The organism is Nocardioides imazamoxiresistens (assembly GCF_032378595.1).
GTDB lineage: Bacteria > Actinomycetota > Actinomycetes > Propionibacteriales > Nocardioidaceae > Nocardioides > Nocardioides imazamoxiresistens.
Genome location: NZ_JAVYII010000009.1, coordinates 96,060 through 117,184, shown reverse-complemented (window position 1 = coordinate 117,184; position 21,125 = coordinate 96,060). Strand labels below are relative to the sequence as shown.

Annotated in this window: 17 protein-coding genes; 8 read left to right on the top strand and 9 right to left on the bottom strand. The window is 75.9% G+C overall.

Annotated elements, in window-relative coordinates; all coding sequences use genetic code 11:
* The first annotated feature begins 106 nt into the window (after nt 1–106).
* The gene (locus RDV89_RS18055; RefSeq protein ID WP_315735328.1) at nt 107–1,990 is read left to right on the top strand and encodes a thiamine pyrophosphate-requiring protein; all 1,884 of its coding nucleotides are present in this window, start codon (nt 107–109) and stop codon (nt 1,988–1,990) included.
* Between the two features lie 22 nt (nt 1,991–2,012).
* Here the strand turns inward: RDV89_RS18055 and RDV89_RS18050 are convergent, their stop codons facing one another.
* Nucleotides 2,013–2,552 (bottom strand): RBBP9/YdeN family alpha/beta hydrolase, encoded by a 540-nt coding sequence (locus RDV89_RS18050; protein WP_315735326.1) that lies wholly within the window; start codon nt 2,550–2,552, stop codon nt 2,013–2,015.
* Nucleotides 2,553–2,736: 184 nt separating this feature from the next.
* Between RDV89_RS18050 and RDV89_RS18045 the strand changes: the two genes are divergently transcribed.
* A complete protein-coding gene (locus RDV89_RS18045) occupies nt 2,737–3,978 on the top strand; it encodes a PP2C family protein-serine/threonine phosphatase (protein ID WP_315735324.1) in 1,242 nt (413 codons plus the stop codon).
* Nucleotides 3,979–3,988: 10 nt separating this feature from the next.
* Here the strand turns inward: RDV89_RS18045 and RDV89_RS18040 are convergent, their stop codons facing one another.
* Nucleotides 3,989–5,458 (bottom strand): amidase, encoded by a 1,470-nt coding sequence (locus RDV89_RS18040; protein WP_315735322.1) that lies wholly within the window; start codon nt 5,456–5,458, stop codon nt 3,989–3,991.
* A gap of 92 nt (nt 5,459–5,550) precedes the next feature.
* On the opposite strand from RDV89_RS18040, the gene RDV89_RS18035 reads away from it, so the two are divergent.
* From RDV89_RS18035 to RDV89_RS18010, 6 genes are all read left to right on the top strand, one after another.
* A complete protein-coding gene (locus RDV89_RS18035; protein ID WP_315735321.1) occupies nt 5,551–6,177 on the top strand; it encodes an NAD(P)H-dependent oxidoreductase in 627 nt (208 codons plus the stop codon).
* Nucleotides 6,174–8,003, top strand: a complete 1,830-nt coding sequence (locus RDV89_RS18030) for a gamma-glutamyltransferase family protein (protein WP_315735319.1) — start codon at nt 6,174–6,176, stop codon at nt 8,001–8,003. Before RDV89_RS18035 ends, RDV89_RS18030 begins: the two co-directional genes overlap by 4 nt.
* Entirely contained in the window at nt 8,000–8,722 is a 723-nt protein-coding gene (locus RDV89_RS18025; protein WP_315735317.1) for a DUF1275 family protein, read from the top strand. Before RDV89_RS18030 ends, RDV89_RS18025 begins: the two co-directional genes overlap by 4 nt.
* Before the next feature lie 144 nt (nt 8,723–8,866).
* Nucleotides 8,867–9,667, top strand: coding sequence for a DUF1684 domain-containing protein (locus tag RDV89_RS18020; protein WP_315735315.1), 801 nt, complete (start codon nt 8,867–8,869; stop codon nt 9,665–9,667).
* A 153-nt stretch (nt 9,668–9,820) separates the two neighbouring features.
* Nucleotides 9,821–10,369: a glyoxalase superfamily protein gene (locus RDV89_RS18015; RefSeq protein ID WP_315735313.1), complete on the top strand. Its 549-nt coding sequence runs from the start codon at nt 9,821–9,823 to the stop codon at nt 10,367–10,369.
* Between the two features lie 275 nt (nt 10,370–10,644).
* Nucleotides 10,645–12,054: an HNH endonuclease signature motif containing protein gene (locus RDV89_RS18010; protein WP_315735311.1), complete on the top strand. Its 1,410-nt coding sequence runs from the start codon at nt 10,645–10,647 to the stop codon at nt 12,052–12,054.
* Between the two features lie 378 nt (nt 12,055–12,432).
* Here the strand turns inward: RDV89_RS18010 and RDV89_RS18005 are convergent, their stop codons facing one another.
* The 7 genes from RDV89_RS18005 to RDV89_RS17975 all read right to left on the bottom strand — a co-directional run bounded on the left by RDV89_RS18005 (nt 12,433) and on the right by RDV89_RS17975 (nt 20,985).
* The gene (locus tag RDV89_RS18005; RefSeq protein ID WP_315735309.1) at nt 12,433–13,212 is read right to left on the bottom strand and encodes a class I SAM-dependent methyltransferase; all 780 of its coding nucleotides are present in this window, start codon (nt 13,210–13,212) and stop codon (nt 12,433–12,435) included.
* Entirely contained in the window at nt 13,209–13,994 is a 786-nt protein-coding gene (locus tag RDV89_RS18000) for an ABC transporter ATP-binding protein (protein ID WP_315735307.1), read from the bottom strand. The genes RDV89_RS18005 and RDV89_RS18000 overlap by 4 nt, the downstream gene beginning before the upstream one ends.
* Nucleotides 13,991–14,989, bottom strand: a complete 999-nt coding sequence (locus RDV89_RS17995; RefSeq protein WP_315735299.1) for an ABC transporter substrate-binding protein — start codon at nt 14,987–14,989, stop codon at nt 13,991–13,993. Before RDV89_RS17995 ends, RDV89_RS18000 begins: the two co-directional genes overlap by 4 nt.
* A 56-nt stretch (nt 14,990–15,045) precedes the next feature.
* Nucleotides 15,046–16,149 (bottom strand): FecCD family ABC transporter permease, encoded by a 1,104-nt coding sequence (locus tag RDV89_RS17990; RefSeq protein WP_315735297.1) that lies wholly within the window; start codon nt 16,147–16,149, stop codon nt 15,046–15,048.
* 62 nt (nt 16,150–16,211) lie between these two features.
* Complete coding sequence (locus RDV89_RS17985) at nt 16,212–17,924, bottom strand: ABC transporter permease subunit (protein ID WP_315735295.1); 1,713 nt, start codon at nt 17,922–17,924, stop codon at nt 16,212–16,214.
* Complete coding sequence (locus RDV89_RS17980) at nt 17,921–19,390, bottom strand: ABC transporter ATP-binding protein (RefSeq protein WP_315735468.1); 1,470 nt, start codon at nt 19,388–19,390, stop codon at nt 17,921–17,923. Before RDV89_RS17980 ends, RDV89_RS17985 begins: the two co-directional genes overlap by 4 nt.
* 77 nt (nt 19,391–19,467) lie before the next feature.
* A complete protein-coding gene (locus RDV89_RS17975) occupies nt 19,468–20,985 on the bottom strand; it encodes an ABC transporter substrate-binding protein (RefSeq protein ID WP_315735293.1) in 1,518 nt (505 codons plus the stop codon).
* Nucleotides 20,986–21,125 lie beyond the last annotated feature (140 nt).

Sequence of the window (21,125 nt, the reverse complement as noted above, 5' to 3'; positions counted from 1 at the left end):
GCACTCAGTGCAAACAACTGGTCGCCCCGAGTGGTGTCGCGGTGGTCACGCGGGGTTACCGGGACCGGTCGCCCCACCGGCGACGCACCCAGCGGAGGAGGACCGGATGACGCAGCAGCAGCGGGCCGAGGGCACGGACGTCGACGACGGACGCGAGGCGGGCGACTCCGGGGTGGCCGGTGGGAGCGCCGCGCCGCAGGGCGTACGCCTCGTCGCCGACCTCGTGGTCGAGCGGCTGCAGGCGTGGGGCGTGGGCCGCGTCTTCGGCTACTCCGGCGACGGCATCAACCCCGTGATGGGGGCGCTGCGCCGGGCCGAGGGGGCCGTCGAGCTGGTGCAGGCCCGGCACGAGGAGAACGCCGCGCTGATGGCGGTCGGGCACGCCAAGTACACCGGCGGCGTCGGCGTCACGATGAGCACCCAGGGCCCGGGCGCGGTGCACCTGCTCAACGGCCTCTACGACGCCAAGCTCGACCACCAGCCGGTGGTGGCGATCGTCGGGCAGCAGCCGACGACGGCCCTGGGCTCGGAGTACCAGCAGGAGATCGACCTGACCGCGCTGTTCAAGGACGTGGCCGCGCAGTTCGTGCAGTCCGTCCAGGCGCCGGAGGCGGCGGCGATGATCGTGGACCGTGCGTTCCGCACCGCGATCGCCACCCGCAGCCCCTGCGTGGTCGTGCTGCCGCACGACGTGCAGGCGAGCGAGGCGCCGAGCGAGGAGCCCCACCAGCACGGCGTCGTCCCCACGGCCGTGCAGTGGCGCGAGCCGGTCGTCGTGCCCCACGACGACGACCTGCGCGAGGCCGCCGCGGTGCTCAACGCCGGTCGCCGGGTCGCCCTGCTGGTCGGGCAGGGCGCGCGAGGAGCGCACGCGGAGGTGCAGGAGGTCGCCGAGCGGCTGGGGGCCGGGGTGACGACGAGCCTGCTGGGCAAGCCGTGGACCGACGAGACCCTGCCGCGCAGCTGCGGGGTGATGGGCCACCTCGGCACGACCGCGTCGGGATGGCTGATGGACGGCTGCGACACGCTGCTGGTCGTCGGCAGCAACGATCCCTGGACGGAGTACTACCCGGCGCCGGGGCAGGCCCGCTCGGTGCAGGTCGACATCGACGGCCGCCACCTCGGCAACCGGCACGCGATCGAGGTCGGACTCGTCGGCGACGCGGCGGAGACGCTGCGGCGGCTCCTGCCGCTGCTCGACGAGCGGCAGGACCGCGCCTGGGAGCAGGAGGTCGTGGAGCAGGTCGAGCGCTGGCACCGCATCGGCGAGGAGCGCTCGCGGCTGGAGGCCCGCCCGCTCAACCCCGAGCTGGTGGTGCGCCGCCTCTCCGAGCACCTGCCCGTCGACGCGCGCGTCGCCGTGGACGTGGGGTCGGTGACCTACTGGTACGCCCGCCACCTGCGGCTGCCGACCGGCGTGCCGGCGCACCTGTCCTCGACGCTGGCCAGCATGGGCTCGGCGCTGCCGTACGGTCTCGCGGCGAAGCTCGACGCGCCGCACCGTCCGGTCGTGGCGCTGGCCGGCGACGGCGCCGTGCAGATGAACGGCCTGGCCGAGCTGGTCACGGTCGCCTCCCGCTGGCGCGACTGGGCCGACCCGCGGTTCGTGCTGCTCGTGCTGGCCAACGGCGACCTGGCCGAGGTGACGTGGGAGCAGCGCGAGACGGAGGGCGAGCCGCGCTTCGACGTCAGCCAGTCCCTGCCGCACGTGCCCTACGCGGGCTGGGCCGAGCTGCTCGGGCTGCGCGGCCTGCGCGTCGACGACCCCGGCGACCTCGACGAGGCGTGGGCCACGGCGCTGTCGGCGGACCGTCCGTGCGTGATCGAGGCGGTCGTCGACCCGGACGTGCCCCTGCTGCCGCCGTTCCCGGCCGCCGAGGCGATGCTCGACAGCTTCCACGGCGCGCTCGACGCCGAGGGCGAGGCCGGTGCGCACCCGCGCCGGCTCCTGGACGCGCAGGTCGCCCAGGAGCGCGCACCCCGGGAGTGAGGGCGGGTCGCGCCGACGGGTCTCAGTCGATCAGCCGGTCGAGCAGCTCGAAGGTCTCGAACGGCTGGTCGACGTCGCCGAAGTGGCCGTCGTCGCGCACGATCTGGGTGCCGCCGAGCCGGTCGAACATCGCGCGCCCCTGCTGGTCGTCGCAGCCGTAGGGGTCGTCGCGGGAGTTGATGAAGTACAGGTCGCGGACGTGGGCGCGGATCGCCGACCAGTCGTAGGCGTCCTGCAGGACGGGTTCGTCCGCGGCGTTGGGCGGCGTGCAGTAGCCGGCGACCAGGAACGCCTGGTCGACCCTCGCCTCGATGTGCTGCAGGAGAGCGAGCAGCAGGGCGGCGCCCCCGGAGTGTCCGACCAGGACGGTGTCCTCGTCGAAGGTGTGGTCGGCCAGGACCCTCGGCAGGAACGTGGCGACGGGTTCGACGTTCAGCCCCGGGTGGTGGGGTGCCTCGACCGCGTAGCCGCGTTCGGCCAGCCGCCTGCGCAGCCACGGGAGCCAGACGACGTCGGGGTTCGCCCCGGTCCCGTGGAAGATGATCGCCTTCCGCTGCGCCACGTGTGCCTCCGCAGGTGTCGAACGCCGCATGCGACCCGCTCGACGGTGGCGACCGGATCGCGATCTGTGGTGGTCGTTCTACCAGCCCGGACCCGTGCTCGAGAGCTTCCACGGCGCGCACCCCGGGAGTGAGCGGGGGTCGGGCTCGGCTAGGGTTCCACCGCGGTCGAGCAGGGGCCGTCCCGTGCTCGGACAGGTGGTCGACGTGACCTCGCCCCTCGGCCCTCCCGGTGCGCAGCCATCGGGCTCCCGCTTCTCGAGCCGCCTGCGCCCCGTCGCGGACGGCGATCCGGCGCTGCGGGCCGTCCTCGAGCGCACCCGTGCCCAGCTGGGCTCGCAGACTGCGACCGTCCTGCTGCTCGACGAGACGTCGGGCAAGCTGCACCCCGTCGCGGCCGTCGGGTTCGGGCGCCGGTGGCGCACGGCGTCGCTGGTCTCCATCGGCCAGGGGTTCGCGGGCCGGGTGGCGTCGACCCGGCGCCCGCTCAGCGTCGACCGCACCGGCGGCGACCCGGTCGTCAACCCCGTCCTGCGCGCGAGCCCCGTCGTCTCGCTCCTGGGTGTGCCGCTGCTCGACGGCGACCGGGTGGTCGGCGTGCTGCACGTCGGCTTCCACGACCGTCGCGCCTTCGACGCCGGCGAGGTGGCTCAGCTGGAGGAGGCCGGGGCCGAGCTGGTGCGCGCCCTGGCGGCCGGTGCGTTCCACGAGGCGCAGGCCGCGGCGCTGGCGCTGCAGCGCAGCCTGCTGCCGACGCTGCACGACGTCGACGGGCTCGAGCTCGCGGCGCGCTACCTGCCGGCGGACGGGGAGCTGGGCGGCGACTGGTACGACGTGATGGAGCTCCCCGACGACCGGGTCGGCATCGTGATGGGCGACGTGATGGGTCACGGGCTGCACGCGGCCGTGGTGATGGGCCGGCTGCGCAGCGCGCTGCGGGCGTACGCGCTCGACGACGAGGACCCCGCGGTCGTGCTGCACCGGCTCGACCGCATGCTCTGCCACTTCGAGGCGGGCACCACCGCGACGGTGCTCTACGTCGTGGCGCGCCCACCGTTCACGGAGCTCCGGTTCAGCTGCGCCGGCCACCTGGCGCCGGTGCGGGCGCGCACGGACGGCCACGTCCGTCGGGTCGACCTCGAGCCGGACGTCCTGCTCGGGATGGACCCGACCGCACCGCGCTCCTCCAGCACCCTCGCGCTGGCCCCCGGGGAGTCGCTGGCGATGTTCACCGACGGTCTGGTCGAGATGCGGCGCACCGGCGGGGTGGACCCCTACTGGGAGCAGCTGGAGCGCATCGAGCGGGGGTTCTCCGCCGCCGACCACCCCGAGCTGGCCTGCTCGCGGATCCTCACCGAGGCGGTCGGCGACGAGACCACCGACGACGACATCGCCCTGCTCGTGATGCGCCGCACGGCCGCCGGGTGAGGGGCCGGGCTCACAACGGCGCGACCCGGTGCGCCCACGGCGCGGCCTCCTCGACCTGCGCGGCGAGGCTGATCAGGAGCCCCTCGCCGCCGAGCGGCGCGACGAGCTGGACCCCGAGCGGCAGGCCGTCGGCGGTCCAGTGCAGCGGCAGCGAGATCGCCGGACGTCCCGTCACGTTGGCGAGCTGCGTGTAGGGCACCCAGCCGAGGTTCTTGTCGACCATGTCGTCGACGATCGGGGTGAGGCTGAGCAGCCGTGCGGTGCGGGTGCGCAGCAGCGCGTCGGCCGCGACCTTGAGCGGGCCCGGCAGGTCGAACTCGCCGACCTTCGGCGGCGGGGTGGCCAGGGTCGGGGTGAGCAGCAGGTCGTAGGACTCGAAGAACGTGGTCAGCCGCCGGGCGTGCTCGTGGCGGCGCTGGACGGCGTCGACGTAGGCCGGGCCGCTCGTCGCGTTGCCGAGCGCCGCCATGATCCGGGTGTCGCGCTCGAAGGCGTCGTCGCCGGCGCCGCTGGTGCGCTTCGCCTCCGCCACCTCCCAGGCGATGTAGACGAACCACGCGAGCAGGAACTCCCGCGCCAGCGCCGCGTCGTCGAAGGGGGCCTCGGGCAGCTCCTCGACGTGGTGGCCCAGGTCGGTGAGGGTGCGGACCGCCGACGCGACGGCCGCGTACGCCTCGGGGTGCGGGTCGGGCGTGATGGCGGAGGGCACGCGGACGCCGATCCGCAGCCGGCCGGGGTCGCGACCGACGGCTGCGGCGAACGGCCTGCCGGGCGTACCCGTCTCGAAGGGGCCCCACGGCTCCCCGCCGGCCATGACGTCGAGCAGGGCGGCGGTGTCGCGCACCGTGCGGGTGACGACGCCCTGCACGGCGGCACCGTGCATGAACTCCGAGGAGGCCGGCCCGAACGGGGTGAGGCCGCGGCCGGGCTTGAGCCCGACCAGGCCGCAGCAGGCGGCGGGGATCCGGGTCGAGCCGCCGCCGTCGTTGGCGCCCGCGGCCGGCACGATCCCGGCCGCCACCGCGGCGGCCGAGCCGCCCGAGGAGCCGCCGGGGGTGCGGGTCAGGTCCCACGGGTTGCGCGCCGGCCCCCAGACCTCGGACTCGCTGATCGCCTTGGCGCCGAACTCCGGCAGGTTGGTCTTGCCGAAGATCGCGAGCCCGGCGTCCTGCCAGCGCTGCACGACCGTCGACGTCTCGGCGACGGGCGTGGAGCGCAGGGCGCGCGAGCCCTGGGAGCTGGGCAGGCCAGCGATGTCCTGGGCCAGGTCCTTGACCAGGAACGGCACCCCGGCGAACGGACCCGTGCGCTCCGCGTCCGGCGCGCAGGGGACGTCGCGCACGACGGCGTTGATCCGCGGGTTGACCGCGTCCGCCCGGGCCCGGGCCAGCGCCAGCAGCTCGCCGGCCGAGACCTCCTTGTCGGCCACGAGCCGGGCCAGGCCGGTCGCGTCGTAGGTGCGGTACTCCTCGAAGTCCACGTGGTGCTCCGTCCGATCGAGCTCGCCGAGACCGTCGCCCGGACGGTACCGCTCGCGCCGCCCATTTCGGGGCGGCCTCTAGGAATGGGGCCATGCGCACGCTGATCGTCACCGCCCACGCCGACCCCGCGCCCGCCCCGGGCGAGCAGCCCCGCTCCGTCACCCACCGCACCGCCCGTCGCATCCAGGAGCTGCTCGGGGGCGCTGCGGAGGAGGCCCACCTCGCGCAGGAGGGCTTCGACCCGCGCTTCACGGCCGCCGACCGGGAGGCGTACCTCACTGGCGCCACCGCCGCGCCCGACGTCATCGCCGAGCAGCGGCGCCTCGACCGGGCCGACCATGTCGTGCTCGTCTTCCCGGTCTACTGGTGGTCGATGCCGGCGCTGCTCAAGGGCTGGGTCGACCGGGTCTTCGTGGCCGGCTGGGCCTTCGACATCGGCGACGACGACCGCGTGGTGCCGCGCCTCGACCGGCTCACGGCGCACCTCGTGCCGGTCTCGGGCACGCCGGCGGGATCGTTCGAGCGGCACGGGTACGCCCGTTCCTTCCGCACCCAGGTCGAGCACGGCGTCGTGGGCTACTGCGGCATGCGGTCCGGCGCGACCGCCTTCGTGCACGACTCCGAGTCCGCCGACGCCGCGGTCGTGGCCGCCGCGGTGGACGCGGCCGCCACGGCGGTCGCCGACGCGGTGCGCGGCGGTGGCATGCTCGCGAGGTGACCTCGACGCCCTCGTCCGCCCCTGCCGACTTCACGCCCCCGCCCGCCGACCTGACCCGTCCGACCCTTACGGGCTCGTTCGGGATGGCCGCCTCGACCCACTGGCTCGCCTCGGCGAGCGCGCAGTCGGTGCTCGAGCGGGGCGGCAACGCCTTCGACGCCGCCGTGTGCGCCGGCTTCGTCCTGCACGCGGTCGAGCCGCACCTGAACGGACCGGGCGGGGACCTCGTCGGCATCGTCGCCCCGGCGGGCGGGCAGCCGGTCGTGCTGTGCGGCCAGGGCCCGGCGCCGCGCGCGGCGACCATCGAGCGGTTCGCCGCGGAGGGGCTCGACGTCGTGCCCGGCAGCGGTGCGCTGGCCGCGGCCGTACCCCTCGGCGTCGACGCGCTGCTGCTCCTCCTCGAGACCCACGGCACCTGGGAGCTCGCCGACGTCCTCGCGCCCGCGATCCACTACCTGGAGCGCGGCCACGTCGCCGGGCCGCAGCTCGCGGCCGTGCTCGCGACGATGGCGCCGCACTTCGTCGAGCACTGGCCGGCCTCCGCCGAGACCTGGCTGCCCGGGGGCAGCGCGCCGCAGGCCGGCGAGCTGGTCCGCAACCCCGCGTACGCCGCCACCCTGCGCCGGCTGACCGCGCTCGGCGGCGACGACCGCGAGGCCCGGATCCGGGCCGCCCGCCACGAGCTGCGCGAGGGCTTCGTCGCCGAGGCGATCGTCGAGCACTGCGGACGCCCGCACCGCCACGCCACCGGCGGCGACCACGGCGGCCTGCTGACCCGCGAGGACCTCGCGAGCGGCGCCGCGAGCTTCGAGGACGCGCTCGGCGTGGACTTCCGGGGCGTGCGGGTGAGCAAGGCGCCGGCCTGGAGCCAGGGCCCGGTGCTCCTGCAGGCCCTCGCCGTCCTCGACTACTTCGCGGACGCCGACCTCGACCCCTCGACGGCGCGCGGCGTGCACACGGTCGCCGAGGTGCTGAAGCTGGTGCTGGCCGACCGGGACGCCTGGTACGGCGACGGCGCCGACCCCGAGGTCCTCGCCGTGCTGCTCTCGCCCGAGCACGCCCGGGCCCGGGCGCAGGAGGTGGGGGAGCGGGCGTCGCTGGAGCTGCGACCCAGCGCGGTGGCCGGGCGCGAGGCGTACCTGCCGGTCGCCGGCACGAGCGCCGTCGCCCCGGTCGGCGGCGCGACCGGTCGGGTCGTCGGCGTGGGTGAGCCGACCGTCGCCCGCAACGGCACCACCCGGGGCGACACCTGCCACGTCGACGTGGTCGATGCCGCCGGCAACCTGGTCTCCCTGACCCCGTCGGGCGGCTGGCTGCAGTCCTCGCCGACCGTCCCCGAGCTCGGCTACTGCCTCGGCACGCGCCTGCAGATGAGCTGGCTCGACCCCGCCAGCCCGTCGCGGCTCGAGCCCGGGCGGCGGCCCCGCACCACCCTGAGCCCCACCGTGCTCAGCGTCGACGGCGTGCCCGTCGGGGCCCTCGGCACGCCCGGCGGCGACCAGCAGGACCAGTGGCAGCTGCTCTACCTGCTGCGCACGATCGTCGGCGGGTACGCCCCGCAGGCCGCGATCGACGCCCCCGCGTTCCACACCACCGCCATGATCGGCTCGTTCTGGCCCCGCACCTGGGAGCCCGGTGGGCTCGTGGTCGAGGCGCGGCTCGGGGACGACGTGATCGCGGAGCTGCGGGAGCGCGGGCACGTCGTGACCGTCTCCGGCGACTGGACCCTGGGACGCCTCTCCACGACCGGGCGCGACCCGGGCACGGGCGTGTTGCACGCGGCGGCGAACCCCCGCGGGGCCCAGGGCTACGCGGTCGGCCGATGAACGCCGCCGCCGTGCCCCCCGCACCCGCCGCGCCCGCGGCCCGTGCCGACGGTCCGCGGGCCACGACGCGCACCTCCGTCGCGCTGCTGCTCGCCCTGACCTTCTCGACGGGCGTGGCCGACGCGGTCGGCTACCTGGGTCTCGACAAGGTCTTCACCGGCAACATGACCGGCAACGTCGTGATCCTCGGGATGGGCGCGGCCGGCGCCGACGACCTGCCCGTCCTCGGTCCGGTCTGCGCGCTGGTGGCCTTCATGGCCGGGGCCGTGCTCGGCGGGCGGCTCGTGCGGGGCCGCCCTGACGGGTGGGGGCGTCGCGTCAGCCTGCTGATGCTCCCCGTCGCAGCCGTCCTGGCCGCCTGCGCGGTGGCCGCGGCGCTGGTGCCCGACGTCGGGGAGGAGGGCGCCGCGACCGTCGCGGTGGCCGCCTCGGTCGCCGTCGCGATGGGGCTGCAGGCCGCCGTCGCCCGCCACGTCGCGGTCAAGGACCTCACCACCGTGGTCGTCACCTCGACCATCACGGGACTGGCCGCCGACTCGCCGCTCGGTGCGGCCGCCGACCAGCCGTGGGTACGCCGGGCGCTGGCCATCGTGCTGATCGCCGCGGGCGCGGCCGTCGGCGCGCTGCTGCTGCAGGCCGGACTGGCCTGGGGGCTCGGGGCCTCCGCCGTGCTGACGACGGTGGTCGCGCTGGTCGGCCTGCGCGCCAGCCGGGGCTGACGGTCCTCGCGAGGGGCGGGCCCGTCCATCGCGATGTCGGATGGTCCGGGCTCACGGATCGCTATTGGAAGTCCGGAGCGCGGCGGACCTAGCGTCTCCGGTGCCCGATCCGAGCGGCCCGCGGGCCGAGCACCAGGAGACGAGATGACCACCCACACCCCCACCGCGCCCTCCCCGGCGACCACTGCGGAGGACGTCTCCCACGAGGCCTCGTGGGAGGTCGCGTGGCACGGCTGGGCCGCGGAGCGCGACGAGACGATCACGGCGCCGCACGGTGTCGCGTCGGCCACCGGCACGCACTGGCTGGGTGCGGAGCCGACCGAGGTGCCCGGTCTCCCGGGCCGGTGGTGGGCCGAGGACGGGCAGGTGCGCGGCGAGACCGCCGACGTCCCGGTGCGCATCGCGCCCGGCGCCCGCCTCGCGCTCGGTGAGCGGGTGCTCACCGCTCTCGCGCCCGGGGGCGCGCTGGCCGTGCGGGTGCTCGACCCGGCCGCGCCGACGCGTACCTCCCTGACGGGTGTCGTGCGCCACGACCCCGACCCGGCGTGGGTGCTCACCGGCCGGTTCGTGCCGGCCGCCGCCGACGCCACCCTGCCGATCGAGCACGCCGACGGGCGCACCACCGACGACCCGGTCGTCGGCACGGTGGAGGTCGAGGTCGCCGGCAGCGCCGCGAGCCTCGTCGCGTTCGGTCGTCCGGGCGGGCTGCAGGTCACGTTCGGCGACGCCAGCAACGGCGACGGGCCCGAGGGCGCCGGCAGCGTCGGCTTCCGGTTCCTCTCCCTGCCCGAGCCCGCCGCCGACGGCACGGTGACGGTGGACCTCAACCGGGCGTACCTGCCGCCCTGCGTCTTCACCGACCACTACCTGTGCCCGCTGCCGCCGCCGCAGAACCGGCTGCCGGTGCGGGTGGCGGCGGGGGAGCGCTGGCCGACGTACGCCTGAGCCCGTAGGGTCGGCGGCGGTGGACGCACCTGCCGCTCGCGGCGTCGGCCATGGTGAACGCGTCGCGCACGACCCGCCCACGACCGACGTCCGACCTCGGCTGTCGCCGGCAACGCGAGCACCAGCGGTCCCCAGCCGAGAACCGGAGCAGTCGTGAGCCGTCCCAGCCTCCCCTCGTCCCTGCCGCTGACCGTGCGCGAGGTCAAGGACCTCGCCCGCTCCCTGCGCGGCGCCCTCGCCCCGCACGTACGCCTCGCCCACGGCCAGGCGCTCGACGTCCTCGCCCGCGCCGCCGGGCTGCCGGACTGGAACGCGCTGGCGGCCCGCTACGCCGGCCCCGGTCTGGGGGCGCCGATGCCGATCCTGCGCGTCTACGACAGCGGGCTCGCCCACCGCTTCTACGTCGACTGGCTCGGCTTCGACGTGGACTTCGTGCACCGCTACGACGCCGCCGCGCCGGCGTTCACCGGGATCAGCCGCGACCAGGTCGCGCTGGGGCTCAGCGAGCACCACGGCGACGGGACGCCGGGCAGCGTCGTGTGGATCCCGGTGCGCGAGCTGGCCGCCTACCGCGCCGCGCTGCTCGCCGACCCCGCCGCGCCCCTGCGACCGGGCATCGACCGCGACGCCCCCGGCGGCCCCACCATGAGCGTCCTCGACCCCTTCGGCAACGAGCTGCGCTTCTGCGAGCCCGACCTCTGAGGCCGGGCTTCTGAGGCCGGGCGTCGAGTTGCGGGTTGTGCCGCGGTTCGGGCGTCGAGTTGCGGGTTGTGTCGCGGGGTGTGGCTGGGGTGCGGATGGGTACGCGCGGGAGGGTGCGCAGGTGGTTTGACCTGCGGAAACGTTCTCCACAGATCGGTCCGCGACCCTGGTCCTCGAACGCACGTTCGGATAGAATCAGGGGTATAGATCGGGGGACCCAGCAGCACACCAGCAGCCCGTCACGGGCTGCGCTGCTGACTGTTGCGTCCGAGGCGATGCGGGCCCAACGCGCGGCCGAGGCGGCCGCGTTCTTCGCGGCTGCCGACTACGCCGATGCCCACCTCGACGTGGAGTGCGGCAGCTCGTCCAGCAACCCGGTGGTGGGTGACCCGATCGGCCCTTTGGGCATGTGGGTCGACGACGAGCAGGCCCTCGCGGCGGTGCCGGGTGGGGATCGGTGGCTGGCGTACGGCGGACCCGGCGCGCCGCTGGTGTCGGAGTTCGCTGTCCTGGAACTGGTGACCGCGATGGGTCTGTCGCAGGACGCCGGTCGCGCGCTGGTGGGTGATGCGGTCGAGGTCCGACACCGCCTCCCGCTGATCGCGGCCCGGGTCGCCGCGGGTGGGGTGCAGGTGTGGCGGGCCCGGCGGATCGCTCGCGCCACGCGGACCCTCACCTTGGAGGGTGCGGGGTTCGTGGACCGCAACCTCGCCCACGTCGCGCACTCCATCTCGGGGGCGGGGATCGACCGGCTCGTTGCCGAGGCGTCGGCACGGTTCGACCCCGAGACCACCGAAGCCGACCGTGCGGACGCGGACGCGGGCCGGTTCTTCACGATCGACTTCCGTGCCCGTGAGGCGCTCGGGGTGCACGGTCAGGTCGGCGGAACCGTGCCCGTGTCCGGTGAGCTGGACCTGGCCGACGCCCGTGACCTCGAGAAGGCCGTCGCCCGTGGTGCCGCGGAGCTGGCCGCACTCGGGTCGGGCGAGTCGCTCGACGTGCGCCGCTCCATCGCGGTCGGTGAGCTGGCCCGCAAGCAGACCGCACTCGACCTCACCGGCACAGACGACCGTGCGGAGGCCTCATCGGTGGCGGCGCGTCAGGTGGTGCTGCACGTCCACCTCTCTCAGGCGGCACTGTCGTCGATCGGGATCGACCCCCTCACCGGCGGCACCGGCATCGACCTGGCCACCGTCACCGCACCCGGCATCGCGCTGCGGACCGTGACCGCGGAGCAGGTCCGCGACTGGTGCCGCACCACCGACACGACCATCACCGTTAAGCCGGTGATCGACCTCAACGAGCGGATCGCGACCCCGAGCTACCGGATCCCCGAGCGGCTCGTCGAGCAGGTCCAGCTGCGCTACCCGACGTGTCGGTTCCCGTACTGCAACCGCCCAGCACGGGCCTCCGACCTCGACCACCGCGTCGAATGGGACGCCGACGGCCCAACAGCCAGCGACAACCTCGTCCCGCTGTGCCGGCTGCACCACCGCGCCAAGACGCACCCCTCACCGCTCGGCACCGACCCACGCGACCCACCCAACGGCCTCGGACACGATCACGAAGCTCGCTGGCGCTACCGCCCCACCCGCCCCGACGAACCACCCGACGGCTTCGTCTGGACCAGCCCACGAGGCCGCCGCTACCTCGTCACGCCAACCGGCACCATCCCGCTCGCATAGCAACCCAGACGCGCACGGCACCACCCGACATCACCCGGCACCACCCGACATCACCCGGCAGGCCCGCCGACACCACGTCGCCGGGCCTACCGGCACGCCCAGCCCCGCGCGTACCACCCCAGCCCCCGCCTTCGGGGTCGCGGCACGGAGCCTTCGACCGCACGACTGCGTGGCGGATCGTGGTCAGACGTGTGCTCAGCGATCCACCACACCACCCCAGCCCCCCGGGTCGCGGTATCTCCGATAGTCGACGACTACCGGAGGTACCGCGACTCCAGAGACCGGCGAGCGCGGCACGGAGCCTCCGCCACACCCCCTGCCCCGGGTGGGGGGAGAGCACGAGGCTCGACGCGATTCACGACCGCGCGGGCCGACGCCTCACGCCCGGGGCGTACGCCCGGTGACCAGGTACTGCGGCCGCGACTCGTGCCCCGGCGACATGCCGAAGCGGCGGTCGAGCTCGGCGACCGCGTCGAGGCGGGTGACGGTGACGTCGGTGAGGCCGGCGCCGGTGAAGAGGTCGCGGTACGCCTCGGCGTCGGCCGCCGTCGCCAGCGGCAGGTGGGCCTCGGCGTCGGCGTCGTAGGCCTCGACGAAGGCGTCGGGCCCGGCGGTCGACTCGACCTGGACCTGGCGGTCGAAGCCGCCCGGGTACCAGTTCGCGTCGACGCACACGACCGTGCCACCGGGGCGCAGCAGGCGCATCCACGCCCTCAGGGCGGTCGCGGGGTCGCGCAGCGTCCACAGCAGGTAGCGGCTCGTCACGACGTCGAGGTCCGTCCCCACGCCCTGCGGGTCCACCGCGTCGCCGCGCACGAAGGACGCGGCGGGGCGACCGGAGGCCCGTCGGCGCGCGGCGTCGGCGAGCGCCTCGGCGACCATGCCGGGCGAGCTGTCGAGACCGGTGACCTCGTGGCCCAGCTCGGCCAGGATGCTGGCGACGTACCCCGACCCCGTGCCCACGTCCAGCACCCGCACGGGCGCCGGCGGCAGCGCGCGGCCCCACACCTCGAGCCACAGCGCGTGGTCGTGCGGCGCGCGGTCGCCCGCGACCTGGCGGTGGTGGTACGCCTCCGCGCGGCCGCTCCAGTACTCGTCGAGGCGGGCCTGGATCCCGTCGGTCGCGACGTCGGTGAGGGTGGTCTCGGTGATGGTCATGCGGACTTCCTGACGTCGTGGGCGGCGGGGGAGCGGCGGAAGAGCAGGTGGATCTCGCCGTCGAGGTCGACACGGCGCACGCCGACCTCGTAGACGGGCTCGAGGACCTCGGGCACGAGGACCTCGTCGGGCGTGCCCTGCGCGACCACGCGGCCGCGCTGCAGCAGCACGAGGTGGTCGCAGTAGCGGGCGGCGAGGTTGAGGTCGTGCAGCACCACGACCACGCTGGCAGGCAGGTGCGCGACCAGGTCGAGCACCTCGTGCTGGTAGCGGATGTCGAGGTGGTTGGTCGGCTCGTCGAGCAGGAGGTGCTCCGCCTCCTGCGTGAGCGCGCGGGCGATCAGCACGCGCTGCTTCTCGCCGCCGGACAGGCCGGCGTACTCCCGCGGGGCCAGGTGCAGCGCGCCGACCCGCTCGAGCGCGGCCGTCGCGACGGCGAGGTCGGCGGCGCTCGGACGCGACGAGACGCCCTGGTGGGGCAGCCGGCCGAGCAGGACGAGGTCGGCGACCCGCATCGGCAGGTCGCCGCTGTGCTCCTGCACGACCACGGCCACCTGGCGCGCCAGCTCCTTGCGGCCGACCCGGTCGACGTCGACGCCGTCGATCTCGACGCTGCCGGTCACGGGGCGCAGGGAGCCGTAGAGCGTGCGCAGCAGCGTTGTCTTGCCGCTGCCGTTGGGCCCGACGAGACCGACGGTGCCGCCCGGCGGCACCCGGATGTCGACGCCGTCGACCACGACGACGTCGCCGTAGCGGTGGCCCAGGCCGCGTCCCTCGATCATCGGCCCGCACCGTCGACGGGCGTCTCGGCGAGGAACGCGATCAGCTGCTCCAGCCCGTCGACCGCCAGCGGCGTCGGCGGCTCGGCGAAGTTCAGCAGCAACGGCAGCATCGCGCCCGACTCGACAGCGCGCAGGGCACCGGCGCCCGGCAGCTCGGCGACCGCGTCGACGACGCCGGCGGCCTCCCCGTCGCTGTGCAGCACCAGGATCACGTCCGGGTCGCGCTCCACGATCTCCTCCGCGTTGACCTCGAAGACCCGGTCGGCGACGTCGCCGAACACGTTCTCGAGGCCCGCGGCCTCGAGCAGCGGCGCGGACATCGACCCGCGGCCGTACGCGTACGTCACGCCGCCACCGATGGTCGGGTAGAGGACCGCCGCGGTGCGCGCCTCGTCGGCGGGCACCGTCGCCTCCAGCGCCGCGACCCGCTCCTCCAGCTCGGCGACGTAGGCGTCGGCCTCGTCGGTGCGATCGAACACCTCCCCGTAGAGGCGGACCTGGTCGTAGAGGTCCTCGAAGCTCGCGTCGCCCTCGAGCGACCCGCAGAAGGCCGGCTCCTCGATCACCGGGATGTCGGAGGACGACAGCGTCTCGCGGCTCAGGTTCTCCGTCTCGCCGAGCACCAGGTCGGGGGTCTCCGCCACCACCTCCTCGCGCGAGATCTGCAGGTGGCCGCTGGCGTCGGTGCGGTCGGTCAGCAGGGGGATCTCCTCCAGCGCGGCCAGGGTCTCGTCGTCGTAGTACGCGCTGGGGTAGACGCCCGCCCGGGCCACGACGCGGTCCAGCACCCCGAGCTCGTGCAGCGTGGGCACGGCCGCGCTCTTCAGCATCACGACCCGCTCGGGCGCACCGTCGAGCTCGACGGTGCCGTCGCAGTTCTCCACCGAGATGGCGGCGTCCTGGCCGTCGGCGGCGCCGCAGGCGGCGAGGGGAAGCAGCAGGGCGACGGAGGTGGTCGCGACGGCGGTACGGCGGGCGGGGCGGCGGAGGCTCATCGGGATCCTTGTCGTCTGCGGGGTCGTCTGCGGGGTTCGGGAACGAGGGGACGGGCTCACGACGGCACCGCCTGGAAGCGGCGCACGAGGAGCAGGAGGAAGGGCGCGCCGACGAGCGCGGTGATGATCCCGATCGGGATCTCCTGCGGGGCCAGCACGGTGCGGGCCACGACGTCGGCCCAGACCAGCAGGATCGCGCCGAGCAGCGCCGCGACCGGCACGACGACGCGGTGGGCGCCGCCGACGAGCCGGCGGGCCAGGTGGGGGATGACCAGGCCGACGAACCCGATGCTCCCGGCCATCGCGACGAGCACCCCGACGACCAGCGAGACCAGCACCAGCAAGGTGGTGCGGAAGCGCTCGGGGTGCACGCCGAGGGTCAGGGCGGTCTCGTCGCCGACGACCAGCGCGTCGAGGCGCCGCCCGACGAGCACGAGGTACGCCATCGCTGCCGCGACCACCACGACGGCCACCGCGAGGGCGCCGTTCCAGGCCGCGAGGCCCAGCGAGCCGAGCAGCCAGAACATCACCGAGCGCGAGCCCTCGGCCGAGTCGGAGGCGAAGATGAGGAAGCTCGTGGCGGCGGAGAGGGCGTACCCGATCGCCACCCCGGCCATCAGCAGCCGCACGGAGGTGATCCGCCCGGAGCTGCGGGCGACCAGGAAGACCAGCAGGGAGGCCAGGAGCGCGCCGACGAAGGCGCTGCCCTGCAGGGCGTACTCGCCGAAGCCGGCGCCGAGGCCGAACAGGATCGCGCCCGCCGCGCCGCAGCTCGCCCCCGAGTTGATGCCGAGCACGTAGGGGTCGGCCAGGATGTTGCGCACCATCGCCTGCAGCACGACGCCGGCCATCGCGAGCCCGGCGCCGACGGCGGCGCCGAGCAGCACGCGCGGCGCGCGGATCTCCCAGATGATCGCGTCGTGACGACGCTCCCAGGTGACCTCGGCGGGGAGCCCGGTGAGGTGGTGCAGCAGGATCCGCGCGGAGTCGGCCGGCGAGACGGCGACGGGGCCGGCACCGACGCCGACGACGAGCGTCACCAGCAGCACGAGCGCCAGGCCGGTGGTCCACACGAACGCGCGGCGACGCTGCGAGGCGACGCCGAGCGGGTCGGGACCGGCGGGGGCGGCGGTGTCGACGACGGCGTGAAGGGCGGTCACGGGCGCGTCCCGGCCCTTCTTGCGAACAACATGCAACAACCATCTCATGGCGGGCCGCGGACTCACCCCTCCGGTCGGAGGGGCCCGCGCGGCCGCGCGGCGCCCGAGGCGACGCCGAGCAGCAGCAGTGCGCCGCCCGGCACGAGCACGGTCCACGGCGCGGTCTCCAGGTAGCGCAGCCCCTCGGCGAGCATCGCGCCCAGCTCGGCGGCGTCCGGGTCCGCGCCGAGGCCGATGAAGCTGAGGCCCGCGATCGCCACGGCGTTGAGGGGCAGCCGGGCCAGCGCGTGGAGCGCGAGCGGGCCGAGGACCCCCGGCAGGAAGTGCACCCGGGCGACGCGGAGCCGGGCGAGACCGAGGCGGGTGGCGGCGCCGACGTGGCCCGACCCGCGGCCCTCCACGACGAGCGCGCGGACGTGCACCGCGAGCGGCAGCCAGGCCACCGCGGCCGCGGCCACGCAGGCGCCCGTCAGGCCCGGGCCGATCACGGCGGCGACGACCAGCCCGACCACCGTGCTCGGGACCGTCACGAGCACGTCGAGCGCGCCGACCCGCAGGCGGCGGCACACGAGGCCGGCGCCGAGCGCGACGACGAACGCGGCGACGCTGACGACCAGGGCGAGGCCGACGGTCAGCACGGTCGCGTCGGCGACGCGGCCCCACAGGTCGTGGCCGACGGCGTCGGCGCCCAGCGGGTGGGCGGGGCCGGGGGAGGCCAGGCGCGCGGAGAGGTCGGAGGTACGCCCGTCGCGCGGCAGGCCCGAGACCACCACGAGGGCCAGCGTCCCGGCGGCCGCCAGCAGCACTCGCGGTGCGCCCCGACCCCCGGTCGTCGTGGCGGCCAGGTCGTCCCGGTCGCGGGCCCCGCCCAGCAGCAGCCGGTGCAGGAGGACCGCCACCCCGGCCCCGACCAGGCCCAGCCCGACGACCGCGAGCAGGCAGGCCTGCAGCACGGGCACGTCCTGGGTGAGGGCCGCCCGCACGGCGGTGGTGCCGACCCCGGGCACGGTGAAGACCTTCTCGACGGCCACGGCCGTGCCGAGCATCCCGATCCACACCACGGTGACCTGCCCGGCCCCGCGGGCGACGGCCCGACGTGCGAGCGCCGCGCCGATCGAGCGGGGCGCGACGCCGTTCGCCCGCCACGTCGTCACCCACTGCTCGGTCAGGGTCTGGTCGACGACCCCGGCGAGCAGCCGGGTCAGCAGTCCCGCCGCCGGGACCCCGAGGGCCAGGGCGGGCAGCACGACGCTGCTCCAGCCGTCCCACCCGGTGGGCGGCAGCAGCCGCAGGTGCACCGCGACGCCGACGACGAGGAGGCTGCCCACGATCACCTCCGGCAGCGCCGCCACGCCGACCGCGGCGATGCCGAGCGCGGGGCGTACCGGCTCGCCCGTGCGGGCCGCGCGCCGCACCGGCAGCGCCAGGGCCAGCGCGCACAGGACCAGGGCCACCAGCAGCGCCGCGGCGGCCAGCGTGGCGGAGGCGGCGACGGCCGGGGCGACCAGGTCGAGGACGGGCCGCCCGCTCACCCAGCTCTCGCCGAGGTCGCCGCGCAGCGCCGCCCCGAGCCACCGCAGCGCACCGGTGACCGGGTCGGGTGCGAGGTCCAGCTGCTCCTGCAGCGCGGCCACGGCCTCGGGGTCGCGGCCGCGGGCCCGGAAGCGCACCCGCAGCACCGTCTCGGCGGGGTCCTCGCCACGGAGCCAGGGGAGCGCGGCCACCACCAGCACGAGGCCGAGCACGGTCGCCGCCACCCGGGCCAGGGCGCTCACGGCGCGACCCCGGCGACCCCGGCGACCCGGGCCGACGCGGCCAGCATTGCGGCGAGATCGGGCGAGGGACCGGGGTCGGCCGCCCTGTCGGCCGCGGGGTCCAGCAGCACGGCGGCCGGCCCGTCGTCGACGACCACGCCGTTCGCGAGCACCACGACGCGTCGGGCCACGTGGCGCGCCGTGCGCAGGTCGTGGGTGGTCAGCACGAGCGTGGTGCCGCGGTCGTCGGCGTACGCCCGCAGCCCCGCGGCCAGCGCGGCGCGCAGCGGCACGTCGAGGGCGCTCAGCATCTCGTCGCCGAGGAGGACGCGGGGGTCGGCGGCCAGCGCCCGGGCGATCGCCACGCGCTGGCGCTGCCCGCCGGAGAGCGTGCCGGGGAGCCGGTCGGACCAGGCCGGGTCCAGGTGGGCGACATCGTTCAGCTCGGCGGTCGTGGGGGCGTCGGGCGCGAGCCGGCGGGCCTCGTCGAGGAGCTGCCCGACGGTGCGCCACGGCGTCAGCGAGCCGCCCGCGTCCTGGGGCACCGACTGCAGGAGGGGTGGGGAGACGCGGCGCCCGCGCGCGCGGGCCGCGAGGTCGCGGCCGCCGACCACGACCCGTCCCGCGACGGGCTGCTCGCGGCCCTCGGCCAGGCGCACGAGCGTCGACTTGCCCGCCCCGGAGGCGCCCAGCACGACCGTGTGCTCGCCGGGCCGCACCGCGACGGTGACGTCGCTGACGCCGGCGGGCGCGCGTCCCGGCCGGGGCCAGGTGCGGGTCACGCCGTCCCAGCGCAGCAGCCCGTCGACCCCGGCGCTCGCGGTCGCCGCGCCGACCCGGCCGACCCGGCCGGCCCGGCCGACCCGGCCGGCCCGGCCGACCCGGCCGGCCCGGCCGACCCGGTCCGGCGCGGCCGGAGAAGCGGGCGCGGGGACCACGAGACCGTCGTGCAGGTGCACGACGCGGTCGCACAGGCCGGCGGCCACGTCGGGGTCGTGCGTCACCAGCAGCAGCCCGGCCCCCCGGCGCTCGAGCGCGCGACGCACGGCGTCGACCACGGTCGCGGCCGTGACGGGGTCGAGGGCCGAGGTCGGCTCGTCGGCGACGAGGAGGTCCGGGCCGGCGAGCAGCGCCAGCGCCAGGGCCGCGCGCTGGCGCTGGCCGCCCGAGAGCAGGGTCGGGTGCCGGTCGGCCGTGGCGGCGTCCAGACCGAGCTCGTCGAGGACCTCGGCCACGGCGGCGCGGACGGCGGTGCGACCGCGGTGGGAGCGTCGTGCGGCCAGCGCGAGCTGGCGCCCGACCCGCACGTTGGGGTCGAGCGCGGTCGCGGACTCCTGGGCGAGCAGGCCCGAGCGCCCGGCCACCGTGACGGTGCCGCTGAGCCGCAGCCCGGCCGGCGCCGGGAGGCAGGCGAGCCGGGCGGTGAGGCTCTTGCCGGCCCCGGACGGACCCACCAGAGCGACCCGCTCGCCCGGAGCGACCTCCAGGTCGAGCGGGCCGAGCAGGCGGGTGCCGTCGGGGGTGGCGAGCCGGACGTCGCTCCAGCGCGCCAGCGCCTGCGTCCTCAGCGCTGCACGCTCGTGGTGTGCGTGACGACGGCGCGCTCGAACGGGTCGGCCGCGAGGTCGGTGACGCCCTCGAAGCCGAACTGGGTGGCGTCGTGCACGAGCGGCACCGCCCAGACGTCGGCGAGCACCTGCTGCTCGACCGCGACGGCGGCGGCCGCGCGCTCGTCGGGGTCGGCGAGGGTCTGGGCCGCCGCGAGCTCGGCGTCGAGGTCGGGGTCGCAGGAGCGGCTGAGGTTGTAGGTGCCCCCGCAGGAGAAGTCGGCCTGCAGGTAGCCGACCGGGTCGGCCGTGTCCTGGCCGTACGAGCGGCTCATGACGACGAGGTCGTAGGCGCCGTCGAGGTAGTCGGCCTCCATCTCGTCGTAGGGCCGGGCGACGACCTCGACCTCGAAGCCGGTGGCGCGCAGGGCGTCGGCGATCGCGGTGGCCATCTCGGGCAGCTCCGGTCGGTCGGTGAACGTGGCCAGCCGCAGCGGCCCGGCCTCCGCCACCGCGGCGGCGTCGGGGTACGCGGGCTCGTCCCGGTCCTGCGCCCACGCGGAGACCGCGGCGTTGAACAGCCCGCCGGCCGGCTCGGCACGCCCGGCGTAGATGGTGCCCGCGAGGTCGAGCTCGGCCACGGCCGCGCGCACCAGCTCGCGCTGGCCCGGGTCGGCGAGCACGGGGGAGGTCTGCGTGAGGTGCAGGCTGACGGTGCGTGGCAGCGGCACCGCCAGCAGCTGGTCGTCGTCGATCTGGTCGAGCTGCGCGGCGGGCAGCGCCTGCGCGAGGTCGACCTGCCCGGAGCGGAACGACTGCAGCCGTGCGCCCGCGTCGCCGACGAAGGTGACGTCGACACCGTCGAGCGCGGGCGTGCCCGCCCAGTAGTCCGGGTTCGCCTCGAGCGTCATGCTCGTGGACAGGTCGGTGTCGGTGATCTCGTACGGCCCGGTCCCGGTGCCCACCGGCGTCGGCCGGGCCGGGTCGGCGTACGCGTCGGGCGCGAGCACCACGAGCTCGGGCGAGGTCAGGCGCTGCACCAGGACCGGGTCGGGCTCCGCGGTCGCGACGAGCACGGCGCCGTCGCCGTCGGCCCGGGCGTCGATCGTGCCGCCCGCCAGCGCGCGGGGAGCGGGCTCGGCCGCGGCGGCCGCGTCGAGCGCGGCCACGACGGTCTCGACGGTCATCGGCGTGCCGTCGTGGAAGACGACGTCGTCGCGCAGCTCGAAGCGCCAGGTGGTCGGGTCGACCTGCTCCCAGCGGGTCGCCAGCGACGGCTCCGGCAGGCCGGCCGGGTCGAGCCGGACGAGGGTCTCGGTGGCGCCGGCGGCATAGGCGGTGGTGGCGTCGTCGGAGTACGGCGACAGCGCGGTGGTCGGTGTGAACGCGTACGCGAAGCGCAGCCGCGCCTCGTCGGATGCGTCGGTGGAGCCGGAGCCGCCGGGGGAGCAGGCGGTCAGGGCGGCCACGGCCACGAGCGCCAGGGCGCCGGCCGCGGTGGGGCGGGGGGAGCGGCGGGGGGTGCGGTGCGTCATCAGAGTCTCTTCCTCGGACAGCTGGTGAAGGCCGTCGCCACGAGGAGGAACGCGCACCCGGACCGCCACGGCGCACGCGCGCGTACCGCTGGTCCGACGTGTCGTGGAGCCCGCCCTCGAGGCATCCGACCACCCGCGAG